Raw genomic sequence first — 13,194 nt, forward strand, 5'->3', positions numbered from 1 at the left:
ACCCCGCCCTACCTGTTTAGAAGTTTGCAGCCTCCAGCGCCATAACTGTGTCACCTCCGGATTGAATCCGTGTGAGGTGCAGCGCCGTCGCAGGCAGTTGGCGCGCCATGTAATAGCGCCCAGTGGCCAGCTTGGTCTCATAGAACTCGGTGTCAGACGTTCCGCCTGCCAGTGCCGCGCGGGCTGCTTTGCCCATCCGCGCCCACATCAAGCCGATGCAGACATGGCCGAACATGTGCATAAAGTCATAGGAACCGGACAAAGCGTTGTTCGGGTTCGTCATGCCCTGTTGCATAAAGTACATGCCTGCCGCCTGAAGATCCTTTGAGGCCGCTTTCAAAGGCTCAAGGAATTCCGCGTCATAGGCGTCGTCCTGACCCGCGTTTTCCTTGATGAAGGATTTGACCAACTCAAAGAACGCCATCACATGTTTGCCGCCGTCTTGCGCAAGCTTGCGCCCCACAAGGTCCAGCGCCTGCACGCCGTTGGCCCCTTCGTAGATCATCGCGATCCGGGCATCACGGGTGAATTGGGACATGCCCCATTCTTCGATGTAGCCGTGCCCGCCGTAAATCTGTTGGGCTTTGATTGTCATGTCATAGCCCTGATCGGTCAGGAACCCTTTGATGATGGGCGTCAGCAGCGACACAAGGCCATCGGCATCCTTGTCGTCCGAACGATGCGCCGCGTCGATCATGGTTGCCGCCCACAGGCAAAACGCACGCCCGCCTTCGGCAAAGGATTTTTGATCCATCAACGAACGACGAATGTCAGGGTGCACGATCAGCGGATCGGCCGGGCCATCGGGGTTTTTAACGCCCGTCACGTCGCGCCCTTGCAGGCGATCTTTGGCATAGATCAGTGCGTTTTGATACGCGACTTCGGCTTGTGACAGCCCTTGCATGCCTACACCAACGCGCGCTTCGTTCATCATGGTGAACATGGCACGCATGCCTTTGTGTTCTTCGCCCACCAGATACCCAACGGCATCGTCATAGTTCATCACGCAGGTCGAATTGCCGTGGATGCCCATTTTTTCTTCGATGCTGCCGACGGATGCCCCATTGCGTTCACCGAGTGAGCCATCGTCGTTTACGAGTATTTTGGGAACAATGAAGAGCGAAACGCCTTTGATCCCTTCAGGAGCGCCTTCGATCTTGGCCAGTACTAGGTGGATGATGTTTTCGGCCATGTCGTGTTCGCCCGCCGAGATAAAGATCTTCTGGCCGGAAATCTTGAAACTGCCATCGTCTTGCGGGGCCGCTTTGGTGCGCATCAGGCCCAAATCCGTGCCGCAATGCGGCTCGGTCAGGTTCATGGTGCCGGTCCATTCGCAGGACACCATTTTGGGCAGAAAGATATCTTTTAGCTCTTGGCTGGCGTGGGCCAGAATGGCAGATGCCGCGCCGTGCGTCAGGCCGTGATACATGGTGAACGCCATATTGGCAGACGAGAACATTTCGCCCACCGCGGTGCCGATGACGTAAGGCATGTTTTGCCCGCCAAATTCTTCGGGCATATCAAGGCCAGGCCAGCCGCCTTCTTTGACTTGTTCAAACGCTTCTTTGAAACCTGTGGGCGTATAGACGACACCGTTTTCAAGGCGGCACCCTTCCGTGTCGCCCACCACGTTCAGCGGGGCCAACACGCCCGAGGTCAGCTTGCCGGCTTCTTCGAGGATGGCAGAGGTAAAGTCCGCTTCGAGTTCGTCATACCCGGGAATGTCAGAACCTGTGACGTTAAGCACGTCGTGCAGGATGAATTGCATATCTTTGGTTGGGGGTGTGTAGCTGGGCATCTCTCTCTCCCTTAGATGCGGTGGCGCTGTGTCAGCGACCAGTGTCTGTATGCTGCGCCGTTGTTATTCGGCTGCGTTCTTTGTTGTGTTCATCGAGGCGAGCATTTTCTCGCCCCATTTGAGCTGGTTTTGCAAATCGGAAATGGCCTCGTTCAGTTCGTCGCGTTGGGTGATCATGTCAGCCAAGCGGTCGCTGGCGATGGCATAGGTTCGGGCAAATTGGGTCTGCTGCTGGTCGCCCATGTCATAAAGGTCCAGCAACTGGCGTATTTCTTCTAGGCTGAACCCAAAGAGTTTGCCCCGCAGGATGAGTTTCAGCCGGGCGCGGTCGCGTTTGGTGAACAGACGTTTCTGTCCGTCGCGCAATGGAAACAAAAGCTCCTTGGCCTCATAAAAGCGCAACGTCCGTGGTGTGACGTCAAAGGCGTCGCACATCTCTCGGATAGTCATGGTTTTGTCGGTCATACGGATCACTCGTTTATCTTGGTACTATAAGCACATGGGGCAGAGATGGATTTGATGCAACGGTGGTTCGAGGTTGACGTAAGTAGTACGTTGCGTCACTTGCATGCTTGACGTGTTCGTGAACTACGTCAAGCAGTTTCGCGACGTACCGCTTGTGCTTTGTTGTGTATTCATGTTGCTTTTTAGATTGATTTACGTCGCGGCTGACTGAAACCACAAATGGGCTGACCGCACGCCGCATGGCTGATTCACAAGCGTGTTAGTCGACCCCATACACCGCATTTTCGGGAATACGATCGCCTTGGGTCGCCTGCAAACGCGTCTGTCACGTATTTGGTCGAGCGACGTCTGATCAAACCCGTGCGTCATCATTCGGCAGCAAGGAACAGACCTTAGGTCGTCAAAGCACCGGCCACGCTGTCGCGTAGATCTTGAAGCTCGACCCGGGCCTCTTCCATTTGCTTGCGCTGTTCGTCGAGTTCCGCAAGCTGCCCATCGGCCAGTTCGACCCACGCGCGCATTTGCGCCTCGGTGCCTTCTTTTTCGTAGATCAACAGCCATTGGCGGATATCTTCGAGCTGAAAGCCGAATTTGCGCCCGCGCAGGATCAATTTCATCCGTGCCCGTTCGCGCGGGCCGTAATAGCGCGCACGCCCTTCACGGTCGGGGTGCAGCAGTTCGATATATTCGTAGTAGCGTAAGGTGCGTGGCGTCACGTCGAATTCTGCGCACATTTCCTTAAAGCTAAAGCGGTCGTCTGCCATTTATCCTTCTCCCCTTGAACGAAATTCTAAGGCGCGATTGGGCATCACGCAATAGCCGCCTTGCTCTGACGTGGGTGCAGGCTCATAAAGTGATCGACAGGTGATAAGGTACAAACGTCCATGACCGACAAACTCAAACTTGCCCGGCAATTTATCGAAGCCATCCCCCATTCCCGTGATCTTGGCATGGAACTGGTCGAGATGGACGCCGGCGAGGCCGTGATCACCATGCCATATGACCCGCGCCTGATCGGTGACCCCGAAACCGGGGTCATCAGCGGTGGGGCAGTGTCTGCGGTGATGGACACATGTTGCGGGGCCGCGGTGATGAGCCACCCGTCCAACATGGGGGGTACGGCGACTCTTGATTTGCGTATCGATTACATGCGCGCAGCCACGCCGGGGCAGGCGATCACGACCCGCGCGACGTGTTATCATGTGACCCGCTCGATCGCCTTTGTGCGCGCGACAGCCTGGGACGAAGACATGAGCAACCCAGTGGCGGCTGCCACGGGTGCCTTTACGGTGGAGGGCTCGAAATGAAGCGCCCCGAACCTGTGCAAGTTATCAAACAACGCCGGGATGCGGCTTTGACCGCATTGGTCAGCGGTGTGCCGTACATGCAGTACCTTGGCGTGCGGTTTGATCGACGCGGCGATGAATTGACGGCGATCTTGCCATTTGACGACAAGCTGATCGGCAACCCGATGTTGCCCGCCCTACACGGCGGCGTGACGGCGGCCTTTTTGGAAGTCACGGCGGTTGTGACGCTAAGCTGGTCTTACCTGTGGGAAGACATTGAAAGCGGGGCGTTGGACTTCGACGGCGAAGCGCCCCGATTGCCGCGTTTGCCCAAAACGGTGGATTTTTCGGTCGATTATTTACGTTCGGGTCTACCGCGCGACGGCTATGCGCGTGCGACAATAAACCGGGCAGGGCGAAGGTACGCTTCGGTGCATGTGGAGGGCTGGCAGGACAATCGTGCGCGTTTGTTTGCCCAAGCGACTGGCCATTTCGTGATGCCGGGGCGCCGGTGAACGCGCCCATGTCCTCTGGGGTGCCTGCCGCGCCCTTGACCCACCGCAGGGTTTTGAAAATCGCGGTGCCTATTGTTTTGTCGAACGCCACTGTGCCCATTTTGGGTGCCGTGGATGTCGGTGTTGTCGGTCAGCTGGGCGAGGCTGCGCCAATTGGTGCGGTTGGCCTTGGCGCGATCATATTGACGACAGTGTTCTGGATATTTGGTTTCCTAAGAATGGGGACCGTGGGCCTTGTTGGGCAGGCCGCGGGGGCTGGGGATGACGACGAGGTCTCGGCATGGTTGACGCGGGCGTTGCTGGTCGCTGGCGCTGCGGGGTTCGGGTTGATCCTGTTGCAAATGCCGCTGTTTTGGGCCGCGTTTCAGCTTTCGCCCGCCAGTGCGGAGGTCGAAAACCTGGCGCGGTCCTATCTGTCGATCCGCATTTGGACAGCGCCGGCTGCGATTTCCATCTATGCCCTCACCGGCTGGTTAATCGCGATGGAACGCACAGGGGCTGTATTTTGGATACAGCTGGGCATGAACGGGGTGAATATTGCGCTGAACTTTGTCTTTGTTCTGGGCTTTGGTTGGGGTGTTGAAGGTGTTGCGATTGCCACCGTCATTGCCGAGGTTCTGGGCGCAGGCCTTGGGCTGTGGTTTTGTTGGGGTGCGTTTCAGCGCCCGGCTTGGCGAGACCGCGCGCGGGTATTGGAACGAGCCAAACTGATCCGTATGGCGCTGTTGAACACAGACATTTTGCTGCGGTCCGCTATGTTGATGATCATCTTTTCCAGCTTTGTGTTTATTGGCGCGCGGTTTGGTGATGTGACGCTGGCCTCGAACGAGGTGCTGATCCAGTTCATGTACATAACGGCCTATGCGATGGACGGGTTTGCCTTTGCCGCCGAAACGCTGATTGCGCGTGCCTATGGGCGCGGTGACCCGCGCCGGGTGCGCCGATCTGCCTTGATGACAAGCTTTTGGGGGTTGGTGGTTTGCGTGTTGACGGCATTGGCGTTTTTAGCGGCAGGGCCGTGGTTGATTGACCTGATGGCCAAGGACACGGCTGTGCAAGCGGAGGCACGTTTGTATCTTTGGTGGATGGTCGTCGCACCTTTGGTTGGCTGTGCGGCGTGGATGTTTGATGGAATTTTCATTGGGGCGGCACGTGGGCGGGACATGCGCAACATGATGGCGGTGTCATTTGTCATCTATTGGTTGGCGATTTTGGTGCTTTTGCCGGTAATGGGCAATCACGGGCTATGGGCCGCGTTGCTCATCTCGTTCGTGGCGCGTGGCGTGACACTTGGAATGCGCTACCCCGCGCTTGAGCGCGGGGCGGGGCAAGAAAATTGAAGAAATTTTCTTGGGTCTTTCCCTTGTTGACGTTGGCGAAACGAAGTTACAGCCAGTCGTCGCTTGCGCACCCTACCGCAGAACTGAGCGAGGCGTGGCCGTCTTGTTCAAGCAAAGTGTCAAGATCACGAGCTATTTTGCTGGCAAGACTTAATCCACCAAAAACAAGGCCTGTATAAAGTTGAACTGCGGACGCGCCTGCCTTGATTTTGGCATAGGCTTGGGCGGCGTTTGCCACGCCACCGACGCCAATCAAGGGGATGTCTGTCAGGCTGTGCAGTTTGGCCAAAACACGCGTCGATTTTCCAAACAAAGGTTGACCAGATAGGCCGCCTTTTTGACGTTTGTGCGGGCTGGCCAGGCGGTTACGTTCAAGCGTGGTGTTGGTCGCGATAATGGCCGCGACACGCGCGTCTGTCGCCACTTTGGCAATATCAGAAAGGTCTTGATCCGTAAGGTCAGGCGCAATTTTCAAAAAGACAGGTACGCGCCCGCGCACTTGCATCACACCGTCAAGCAGGGCGGCCAATGCCATCGGTCCCTGCAGGTCGCGCAGTTTTTCAGTGTTCGGGCTTGAGACGTTAACTGTCGCAAAGTCGATATAGGGCGCGCAATGTTGCAGCACGTGGGCAAAGTCCGCCGCGCGGTTTTGGCTGTCTTTGTTGGCGCCAAGGTTCAGACCAACGGGCACGCCTTTGGGGCGTTTGGCAAGGCGTTTGGCGATCGCTTCCATCCCATCATTGTTGAAACCAAAGCGGTTGATGGCGGCGGCGTCTTTGTACAGGCGAAATAAGCGCGGGCGTGGATTGCCCGGTTGCGGTACGGGGGTGGCAGCCCCCACTTCAAGCCAACCAAATCCTGCCTTTGATAGGGGTTTGATTGCAGTGGCGTTTTTGTCGAACCCAGCGGCAAGGCCAATAGGGTTGGGCAAGGTCATGCCCGCGATTTCGGTACGCAAGCGGTCGCTGGTGACGGGGCCGGGCTTGGTGACCAAAGGTGTGTGCAGTGCGCGCAAAGCAAGGCCGTGCGCGGTTTCGGGGTCAATACGGCGTAGGGCTTTCATGCCCAGGTCTTCGATTTTTTGCTTCATCCGAACTGCGCGGCTCCTGTTGTGGGGCCTGTGCGGATCAGGCGTGAAGTGGCAACGGCGGCCTGTCTGTGCACGACGGCGACTTGGTAATCGGGGTCGGTCACCATCGCCATGAATGCATGCGCCGTTGGATAACGGGCGATGAACATTGCGTCCCATGCTTCGGCCACAGGGCCGATGAGGGTGGTTTCGAACTGCGCACGCCAAACAATACTGCCGCCGACCTTTTTCAGAATTGCAGCGGTGTGTTTGCCATAAAGCGCATAGGCTTGTGCGCCTGACAGTCCGTCGCGGGCCAGTTCGTGATCGCCCGGATAGTTGGCAAGATCGTGGAACCGCACAAGGTTCAACATCTCAATTGGCTGGTCGCGGTCTAGGTTTTTGAAGGCTTCGAATTGGTCGCGGCTTGGATCGATATGGGTGTCAGTCATGTATCAAATCCTGCACCGACCGGGAATTGATGCGCACCGTCTATCAATGGCAAAGGCTGGGCCCAATGTACGTCGGCGATGCGCATCTCTCGATAGAGATGGGGAAATAGCGCATCACCCCGTGACACTTCCCATTTCAAATCATCGCCCAAGCTGTCTGCCTCGACTGCGATCAGGAACAGATCGTCTTGCCTTGCAAAATGTTTGGCCGCAGTTTCGGCCGCCTGCGTTGCGGTCGAAAAATGAATAAAACCGTCAGCCACATCAATCGGCGCACCGGTTGTTGTGGAGGCAGCGCGCAGTGCGGCCCATTCGGGCGCGCGGAAAATCTTGTAAATCAACATACGGCACTGATGCCTGTCGCCTAACAAACGGTCAAGTGGGCGTCGTTACCTAAGCGCCTGCGTCACGAGGTCACGATCACCTTTGACACTGGGGCGGGAATCCTGTCACGATGCCGTTATAACCAACCTGGGAGATTCCAAAATGACCCGACTTTTGATGGGCACTGCCGTCCTTGCGTTAAGCGCAGGCGTCGCTTCGGCAGAATATACACTGCACATTCTGCACACCAATGACATGCACAGCCGGATTGAATCGATCAATCGGTTCGATTCCACCTGCGACGCAGAGGGCGAGGCCGAAGGCAAATGCTTTGGCGGTGTTGCCCGCGTTAAGACGGCTATCGATGCCAAAAAGGCAGAACTTGCAGGCCAGAACGTCATCGTGCTGGACGCAGGCGATCCGTTTCAGGGCTCGCTTTTCTATACCACCTACAAAGGTGCGGCTGAGGCCGAATTCATGGAGCAAATGGGCTATGACGCTATGGCCGTTGGCAACCATGAATTTGACGATGGCCCTGCGGGTCTGAGTGCGTTTGTCGACACTGTGTCCTTTCCCGTAATTTCCGGCAATCTGGATATGTCAGGTGAAGCGTTGTTGGCTGGCAAGGTCGACGATCACTTGGTGCTTGAGGTTGGCGGCCAGAAGATCGGTATCGTGTCTGCCTTGGCTGTCGACACGGTCGAGACATCAAGCCCGGGCGAGAATGTGATCTTTGAAGACGAGATCACGGCGCTGACGGCAGATGTCGCGACACTCGAAGGTGAGGGCGTGGACAAGGTCATCGCGCTCACCCACGTGGGTATGAACAAGGACCTCGCGATTGCAGCCGCTGTTCCGGGTCTTGATGTGGTGATCGGCGGGCACAGCCACACGTTGATGTCCAATGATGACGGCGAAACCCCGGCTTATCCGACCATGGTTGAGGGTGTGCCCGTTGCGCAGGCCTATGCTTACACCAAATATTTGGGCCACTTGATCGTGACCTTTGATGACGATGGCAACGTGACGGCCGCAACGGGTGATCCGATCGTGCTGGATGCGTCTGTCACTCCGGATGCGGCGTTTCTTGCGCGCATTGCCGAAATGGGTGCCCCGATCGAGGAGATGAAGACACGTGTTGTGGCTGAATCCGCCGCAACCATCGAAGGCAGCCGCGATGTTTGCCGCGCGATGGAGTGCCCTATGGGGTCGCTTATTGCTGATGCGATGCTGGACCGGGTCAAGGATCAGGGCATCGAAATCGCAATCCAAAACGGTGGTGGCATCCGTGCATCCATTGATGCAGGTCCTGTGACCATGGGCGAAGTGCTGACAGTGCTGCCGTTCCAGAACACGCTGTCGACCTTTGAAGTGCCGGGCGCTGCTATTGTTGCGGCCCTTGAAAACGGTGTCGGTCAGATCGAAGACGGCGCAGGTCGTTTCCCGCAGGTTGCGGGGATGACCTATGCGTTTGATGCGTCTGCCCCGGCGGGCGCGCGTGTCAGTGATGTCATGGTGGGCGGTGCGCCGATTGACGTCGTCAAAGTCTATGGTGTGGTGTCCAACAACTATGTGCGCAATGGCGGAGACGGCTATGCGATGTTCGTTGATGCAGCAAAGGCCTATGATTTTGGACCTGATTTGGCAGATGTGACAGCTGAGTATTTAGCTGCTCAGGGCCCATTCGCGCCTTATACGGATGGCCGTATCTCTGTGAAATAAAGAGCGGGGCGCAGGACTCCTGCGCCTTACTATTTCGTATTTTGAGCGGGGCGTCTGTGAAGGCGCCCTGTTTTTTTACCGGCTTGGGCGGATAAATATCCGCCTTACTTTGATGCGTAGAACCGTTTGGTCATGGCCGCGATACGTGCCCCAAAGCGCTGGGCCGTTTCAAGATCACCGGGGCGCACTGATCCACGCGGGCTGCGCGCACTTGTGGCCATCAGGCCCAACCACCCGCCATCCACATTCACACCCTCGCGTTCTGGAAAAACGGGCGCGCCGATATCTGTCGGTCCGACCCAGATCATGCCCATTTGGGCGGCAAAGATCGAAAACCTTTGTAACGTGGCCAGTTTGTCGCCAGATCCGAATGTGGCGACTGTAAAGCCTCCGGCCAGCTTATCTTGCCAGCCTTGGTCCATCCAACGTTCCCCGGCTTCTTCTAGAAAGGTGCCATAACGGGCGGCAACGGACCCCATATAGGTGGGCGCGCCGAACAGGATTGCTTCGGCCTGATCGAGAGTATCCCAATCGGCGTCGGTTATGGCTTCTATATCGATGCAATGTGCCACAATGCCGTCGCAGGATGCGCCCGTTGCTATGGCCTTGGCCAATTGGGCGGTATGTCCAGCCCCCGAATAGTAGGGCAAAGCGATCGTCAAGGAATGGGTCATGGGATGACTGTGATCGCAGCGAAAGGGTGATGCAAGCACCTTGTCGCCAAACGAACGAGCCGCCATGATGCGTCATCATGTGTGGACGTTTTTCAATCACTTTGCCGAACGACGCGATGGCGCAGTTGTTTTCGGCCGTACCTGCAAACGATTTGCCATCTGTTCCGAATTACAACGTTTGCCCGACGGATGCTGTGCATGCTGTGACGGTTTCAGGAGGGCAACGACGGCTTGGGGCCATGCGCTGGGGGTTCATTCCCAGTTGGTACAAAAAACCCAGTGATGGTCCACTTTTGATCAACGCGCGCGGTGAAACGATTGCCGAAAAGCCAGCCTTTCGTGCGGCCTGTCGTGAACGGCGCGCGGTGATGATCGCAAGCGGGTTCTATGAATGGACCCGACAAGGCGAAACCCGCCTGCCGTGGTACATCTCTCGCACCGATGGTGCGCCGTTGGCCTTTGCAGCTATCTGGCAGGATTGGTCCGCGCCGGGTGCGGCTGCGGACACGATGCGAACGGCAGCCATCGTGACCACAGGCGCGAATGTTGAGATGTCTGAAATCCACCACCGCATGCCCGTGATTTTGGAACCTGACGACATTGGCCTGTGGTTGGGTGAGAAAGGCAAAGGGGCCGCCACGCTGATGCGGGCAGCCCCTAAGGATGTGTTGCACTGGCACCGTGTCGACGCATCGGTGAATTCAAACCGGGCTGCTGGGCCTGATCTGATCGTGCCGTTTGGCACGTCTGATCCGTGATGAGCGCCAACAGCGTTTAGTTCAAAGGCGCGTCGGAATAGCTCATTTTTCCTTCGACGAGAAAGACGCCGTCTTCACCTTCGGAGGCCGTGTCGTAGAACGTCTTTTGCACCCCATCGTCGATGAGAAGAGTCACTTCGCCGTCGACCGGAATTGGGCCGAGTTCCCAGCTGTTGTTTTTGGCAATGATGTTATGCGCTGTGCCCGAGGCGTTGACGAAACGCACAGTATCGCCGCGCTCAAGATAGGTGACCTGAGGGAAGTATGCATCTTCCAAGATCAAGATCATGTGTTCAGCAGCAGCAACAGGGCTGGCCGCAAAAAGGGTGGCAACTGTGGCCACTGCAGAAATTACGCGCTTCATAGCAGCACTCCTTGATTGTGTTCAGCTCCACCCGGAAGTGGGAATCGTCTGGCGTTGTTATGGGTGCAAAATGGGGCGCAAATACGGCCAGCTTGCGTCAGGCCAGCGGCAATTGCGTAGAAATCCATTGGCTGAAGGATCGTAAGCTGGGCGGGACGGAGCGCCCAGAGGGCCACACTAAATAGTAGTCCCCGATACTTTTTTCGACACCTCGTGCCGCGGTGCGCAACGTGCCGTTCTTTAGGTGTGGCGCGGCCACAAAGGTAGGCAATAACGCCACGCCAAGGCCGTGTATTGCGGCCTGCGCCATGGTCGAAAATTGGTCAAACATCATGCCAGCGCCCTTGGGGGGCGTCAGGTCGTGTGCCGCAAACCAGCGTGCCCAAGCGCGTGGTCTGGTGTCCAAATGCAGCAGGGTCATGGCGCGCAAGGCCTCTGGGTCGCCTGCATCTTTGACCAGATCAGGGGCGGCAACCGCAACAACAGTTTCTGGCATCAAGGCAAGGTATTCGGCACCCGGCCAGTCTTTGCGCCCAAAATGGATGGCCGCATCATAGCTATGGTTGCGAAAATCAAACGGCGCGAGCCGTGTGGACAGATTAACTGTCACCTCTGGATGCGCGCGTGCAAAATCGGCAAGACGGGGTGCCAGCCAATGCATGCCAAAGGCGGGTAAAATGGCAAGGTTAAGAGCGCCGCCTTGTGGGTTGGCACCCGCTGCAACCGAGGCCGAACCCAATCGCTGCAAAACGTCCTGAATTTGCGTCAGGTAGGTGCGCCCAACAGGGGTCAGTACCAAAGAACGGCCCTGTTTGGCGAAAAGTGCTGCGCCAAGCTGGTCCTCGAGCGTTTTGATTTGGCGGCTGATCGCGCTTTGCGTCAGGGACAGTTCCTGAGCCGCAGCTGTGGCCGACCCAAGCCGTGCTGCGGCCTCGAATGCCAAAAGGGCTGGGATCGAGGGCAAGTAGCGGCGCGGCGCAAACATATGCGTTTTACTCATGGGTTGCAGGACAAGGCATCGTTAGAACTTTGCCTTGCACTGTGCAATACATTCATAAATCGAACGCCCAAAGGAAATGTGGATATGAATGCCGAAGCCAAGATCTTGAAAGCCAAGGACGCCCCGGATTTGGGCAGTTTTGATTGGGCTGACCCGTTCCGCTTGTCTGCGCAACTCAGCGAAGATGAACGGATGATCCAAACCTCGGCCGCAGCGTACGCTGAGGAAAAGCTGGCCCCGCGCGTGATTGAGGCTTTTGCAGAAGAAACCACAGACCCGGAAATTTTCCGCGAAATGGGCGAGATGGGCCTGCTTGGTGTGACGTTGCCGGAACAATACGGCGGGCTTGGCGGATCTTATGTGTCCTATGGTTTGGTGGCGCGCGAAGTTGAACGGATCGATTCGGGATATCGATCGATGATGTCCGTGCAGTCCAGCCTCGTGATCTATCCGATCTATGCTTATGGCTCAGAAGAACAGCGCATGAAATACCTGCCGAAACTGGCTAGCGGCGAATGGATTGGCTGCTTTGGTCTGACGGAACCTGACGCCGGTTCGGACCCTGCTGGCATGAAGACTGTCGCGAAAAAGACGGATGGCGGATATGTTTTGAACGGCGCCAAAATGTGGATTTCGAACGCGCCCATCGCTGATGTGTTTGTGATCTGGGCCAAGTCCGAAGCCCACGGCGGTAAAATCCGTGGCTTTGTTCTGCAAAAGGGCATGAAGGGTCTAAGCGCGCCAAAAATTGGTCAAAAGCTGTCGTTGCGCGCGTCCATCACTGGCGAGATCGTGATGGAAGATGTTGAAGTGGGCGAAGATGCTTTGTTGCCTGATGTGCAAGGGCTGAAGGGGCCGTTTGGCTGTCTGAACCGTGCGCGCTATGGCATCAGTTGGGGTGCGATGGGGGCCGCTGAATTTTGCTGGCATGCGGCGCGCCAATACGGGTTGGATCGCAAGCAATTTGGCAAGCCTTTGGCGCAGATGCAGCTGTTTCAAAAGAAACTGGCCGACATACAGACCGAGATCGCGTTGGGTTTGCAAGCGTCGTTGCAGGTCGGTCGTTTGATGGATGCGGCACAGGCGGCACCCGAGATGATTTCAATTGTGAAGCGCAACAACTGTGGCAAAGCGCTGGATATCGCGCGCCATGCCCGTGACATGCATGGGGGCAACGGAATTTCGGGTGAATTCCAAGTGATCCGCCACATGATGAACCTTGAAACGGTTAACACTTACGAGGGGACGCATGATGTGCATGCGTTGATCCTTGGGCGTGCTCAAACAGGACTTCAAGCGTTTTTCTGATCGCGAAACGGGGGGCTGTCTGCCCCCACACCCCCCGAGAGTGTTTTTAAAACAATGAAGGGCTAAGGTTTCTTCTGTCTGTTCTAGACACCTCTTGTTGAACGCATTGCAGAATTCTT

15 protein-coding genes are annotated in these 13,194 nt (G+C 56.7%); 6 read left to right on the forward strand and 9 right to left on the reverse strand.

The genetic code is table 11. The annotated features are described in order from the left end of the window. Nucleotides 1-16: 16 nt before the first annotated feature. From ABJF76_RS11925 to ABJF76_RS11935, 3 genes are all read right to left on the reverse strand, one after another. Nucleotides 17-1,798 (reverse strand): acyl-CoA dehydrogenase C-terminal domain-containing protein, encoded by a 1,782-nt coding sequence (locus tag ABJF76_RS11925; protein WP_413819818.1) that lies wholly within the window; start codon nt 1,796-1,798, stop codon nt 17-19. A 63-nt stretch (nt 1,799-1,861) separates the two neighbouring features. After that, entirely contained in the window at nt 1,862-2,263 is a 402-nt protein-coding gene (locus tag ABJF76_RS11930) for a MerR family transcriptional regulator (protein WP_413822574.1), read from the reverse strand. A 392-nt stretch (nt 2,264-2,655) separates the two neighbouring features. Further along, nucleotides 2,656-3,027, reverse strand: a complete 372-nt coding sequence (locus ABJF76_RS11935) for a MerR family transcriptional regulator (protein ID WP_413819820.1) — start codon at nt 3,025-3,027, stop codon at nt 2,656-2,658. A 120-nt stretch (nt 3,028-3,147) separates the two neighbouring features. On the opposite strand from ABJF76_RS11935, the gene ABJF76_RS11940 reads away from it, so the two are divergent. The 3 genes from ABJF76_RS11940 to ABJF76_RS11950 are packed head-to-tail and all read left to right on the forward strand — an operon-like array spanning nt 3,148 to nt 5,404. Further along, nucleotides 3,148-3,570 carry a PaaI family thioesterase gene (locus tag ABJF76_RS11940; protein WP_413819821.1) on the forward strand — a complete coding sequence of 141 codons (423 nt, stop codon included), beginning with the start codon at nt 3,148-3,150 and terminating at the stop codon, nt 3,568-3,570. Continuing rightward, complete coding sequence (locus ABJF76_RS11945; protein ID WP_413819822.1) at nt 3,567-4,064, forward strand: PaaI family thioesterase; 498 nt, start codon at nt 3,567-3,569, stop codon at nt 4,062-4,064. Before ABJF76_RS11940 ends, ABJF76_RS11945 begins: the two co-directional genes overlap by 4 nt. A gap of 8 nt (nt 4,065-4,072) precedes the next feature. After that, entirely contained in the window at nt 4,073-5,404 is a 1,332-nt protein-coding gene (locus ABJF76_RS11950) for an MATE family efflux transporter (protein ID WP_413819937.1), read from the forward strand. Nucleotides 5,405-5,450: 46 nt separating this feature from the next. Here ABJF76_RS11950 and ABJF76_RS11955 read toward each other — a convergent pair whose 3' ends face one another. From ABJF76_RS11955 to ABJF76_RS11965, 3 genes are read right to left on the reverse strand one after another with little or no spacing between them, the layout of a single operon-like run. Beyond that, nucleotides 5,451-6,494 (reverse strand): quinone-dependent dihydroorotate dehydrogenase, encoded by a 1,044-nt coding sequence (locus ABJF76_RS11955; RefSeq protein WP_413819823.1) that lies wholly within the window; start codon nt 6,492-6,494, stop codon nt 5,451-5,453. Then, a complete protein-coding gene (locus ABJF76_RS11960) occupies nt 6,491-6,925 on the reverse strand; it encodes a DUF1330 domain-containing protein (protein ID WP_413819824.1) in 435 nt (144 codons plus the stop codon). Before ABJF76_RS11960 ends, ABJF76_RS11955 begins: the two co-directional genes overlap by 4 nt. After that, entirely contained in the window at nt 6,922-7,269 is a 348-nt protein-coding gene (locus ABJF76_RS11965) for a DUF952 domain-containing protein (RefSeq protein WP_413819825.1), read from the reverse strand. The genes ABJF76_RS11960 and ABJF76_RS11965 overlap by 4 nt, the downstream gene beginning before the upstream one ends. Before the next feature lie 142 nt (nt 7,270-7,411). Between ABJF76_RS11965 and ABJF76_RS11970 the strand changes: the two genes are divergently transcribed. Next, nucleotides 7,412-8,971 carry a bifunctional metallophosphatase/5'-nucleotidase gene (locus ABJF76_RS11970; RefSeq protein WP_413819826.1) on the forward strand — a complete coding sequence of 520 codons (1,560 nt, stop codon included), beginning with the start codon at nt 7,412-7,414 and terminating at the stop codon, nt 8,969-8,971. 104 nt (nt 8,972-9,075) lie between these two features. Here the strand turns inward: ABJF76_RS11970 and ABJF76_RS11975 are convergent, their stop codons facing one another. Continuing rightward, complete coding sequence (locus ABJF76_RS11975; RefSeq protein ID WP_413819827.1) at nt 9,076-9,645, reverse strand: flavodoxin family protein; 570 nt, start codon at nt 9,643-9,645, stop codon at nt 9,076-9,078. Between the two features lie 77 nt (nt 9,646-9,722). Here ABJF76_RS11975 and ABJF76_RS11980 point away from each other — a divergent pair, with 77 nt between their 5' ends. Then, nucleotides 9,723-10,403, forward strand: coding sequence for an SOS response-associated peptidase (locus tag ABJF76_RS11980; protein ID WP_413819828.1), 681 nt, complete (start codon nt 9,723-9,725; stop codon nt 10,401-10,403). Nucleotides 10,404-10,419: 16 nt separating this feature from the next. Here the strand turns inward: ABJF76_RS11980 and ABJF76_RS11985 are convergent, their stop codons facing one another. Beyond that, on the reverse strand, nt 10,420-10,767 hold the full coding sequence (locus ABJF76_RS11985) for a hypothetical protein (protein ID WP_413819829.1): 348 nt from the start codon (nt 10,765-10,767) through the stop codon (nt 10,420-10,422). Between the two features lie 97 nt (nt 10,768-10,864). After that, nucleotides 10,865-11,767: a LysR substrate-binding domain-containing protein gene (locus tag ABJF76_RS11990; protein WP_413819830.1), complete on the reverse strand. Its 903-nt coding sequence runs from the start codon at nt 11,765-11,767 to the stop codon at nt 10,865-10,867. 84 nt (nt 11,768-11,851) lie between these two features. Here ABJF76_RS11990 and ABJF76_RS11995 point away from each other — a divergent pair, with 84 nt between their 5' ends. Beyond that, nucleotides 11,852-13,075, forward strand: a complete 1,224-nt coding sequence (locus tag ABJF76_RS11995) for an acyl-CoA dehydrogenase (protein WP_413819831.1) — start codon at nt 11,852-11,854, stop codon at nt 13,073-13,075. Nucleotides 13,076-13,194 lie beyond the last annotated feature (119 nt).

This window comes from Tateyamaria sp., from assembly GCF_039940735.1.
Lineage (GTDB): Bacteria > Pseudomonadota > Alphaproteobacteria > Rhodobacterales > Rhodobacteraceae > Tateyamaria.